2 protein-coding genes are annotated in these 1,239 nt (G+C 60.1%); both read right to left on the bottom strand.

Annotated elements, in window-relative coordinates; genetic code table 11:
- Positions 1-51: 51 nt before the first annotated feature.
- Entirely contained in the window at positions 52-885 is an 834-nt protein-coding gene (locus tag IAE56_RS20895; RefSeq protein WP_325167215.1) for an IS3 family transposase, read from the bottom strand.
- Positions 882-1,175 carry a transposase gene (locus IAE56_RS20900; RefSeq protein WP_200753838.1) on the bottom strand — a complete coding sequence of 98 codons (294 nt, stop codon included), beginning with the start codon at positions 1,173-1,175 and terminating at the stop codon, positions 882-884. The genes IAE56_RS20895 and IAE56_RS20900 overlap by 4 nt, the downstream gene beginning before the upstream one ends.
- Positions 1,176-1,239 lie beyond the last annotated feature (64 nt).

Genomic DNA, 1,239 nt, shown 5'->3' on the forward strand with positions numbered 1-1,239 from the left:
ACGCCGTAAACCTGTGGTGGTCAACCATTTCTGGACACTCTCAAGGGGTGTTCAGGCTGCCTGCGCTTCGTGGAGCGCAGGCGGAACCAGGCCGTTGGCGTTGTGCAGCCTACGGTGGTTGTACCAGTCCACGAACTGCTCGATGTCCGCCACCGCTTCCTGTCGTGACGGGTATTTGGAATAGAGCCATTCTCCTTTGAGGGTGGCAAAAACCCGCTCCACCACGGCGTTGTCCCAGCAATTTCCCTTGCGGCTCATGCTCTGGGTCATTCCGTTGTCACGCAGGATTTCTGCCATGGCGTGACTGGTGTACTGACGCCCTTGGTCGGAGTGAAACAGCAGCCCGCCCCCAGGGCGACGCTGTCTCAGCGCCCCCTGCAGCGCCCTGACTGCCAGCCACGCGCCCGCTTCATGAGAGTGGGCCCAGCCGACGACCCGCCGGGAGAACAGGTCTACAACGATGGCCAGATAGAGCCACCCCTGTTGGGTCGGGATGTAGGTGATATCGCCAGCCCATACCCGATTGGGCGCTTCTGGATTGAACTGCCTGTCCAGAACGTTGGGGGCCGTCAAGGCCTGCGGCCCAAGGCTCTGGTACTTGTGCCGCCGGTGCTGCCGAGCTCTTACGCCAGCTCTTCGCATCAGGGTCCGGGCACGGTGGCGCCCAACCTCCAAGCCCCTGTTGGACAGTTCCTTGACCATTCTCCGGGAGCCATAGCTGCCGCGGTTGGATTCGTGAATGCGACGCACTAGATCAACCTGATCTAGTAGCCCTTGGTCGATCTGAGGTTCCCGGCGCAGCCACGCGTAGTAGCTGCTGCGGGGATAGCCCATCAATTCGCACACCAGCCGGATTGGCGCAGCCTTCCCCAATTCTTCGATCACTTGTTCCGGTGATCGTTGTCCCGAATGAAGAAGGCGATGGATTTTTTTAGAAGGTCGCGTTCCTCCTTGAGCCGGCGATTCTGGGCCTCCAGCTCGGCAATCCGGATCTGGGGATCTACCAGCGGGGCTTGGCCCTGCGGCTCATGCTTGCGGCGCCATTGCTCGATCCAGCGACGCAGCGCTGTAGGCCCAACGTCCATCAGTTGGCAGACGTCCCTGACTTTCTGCCCTTCCACAACGACAAGACGGACGGCCTCATCTCTCATGCCCTGCGTAATCTGTTTTGCCATGGGTTACCTCGATCCTCGAAATTGATCCTATCGAGTGTCCAGGTTGATTAGACCACCACAACCC

Source organism: Stenotrophomonas sp. S41 (assembly GCF_016624625.1).
Classification (GTDB): domain Bacteria; phylum Pseudomonadota; class Gammaproteobacteria; order Xanthomonadales; family Xanthomonadaceae; genus Stenotrophomonas.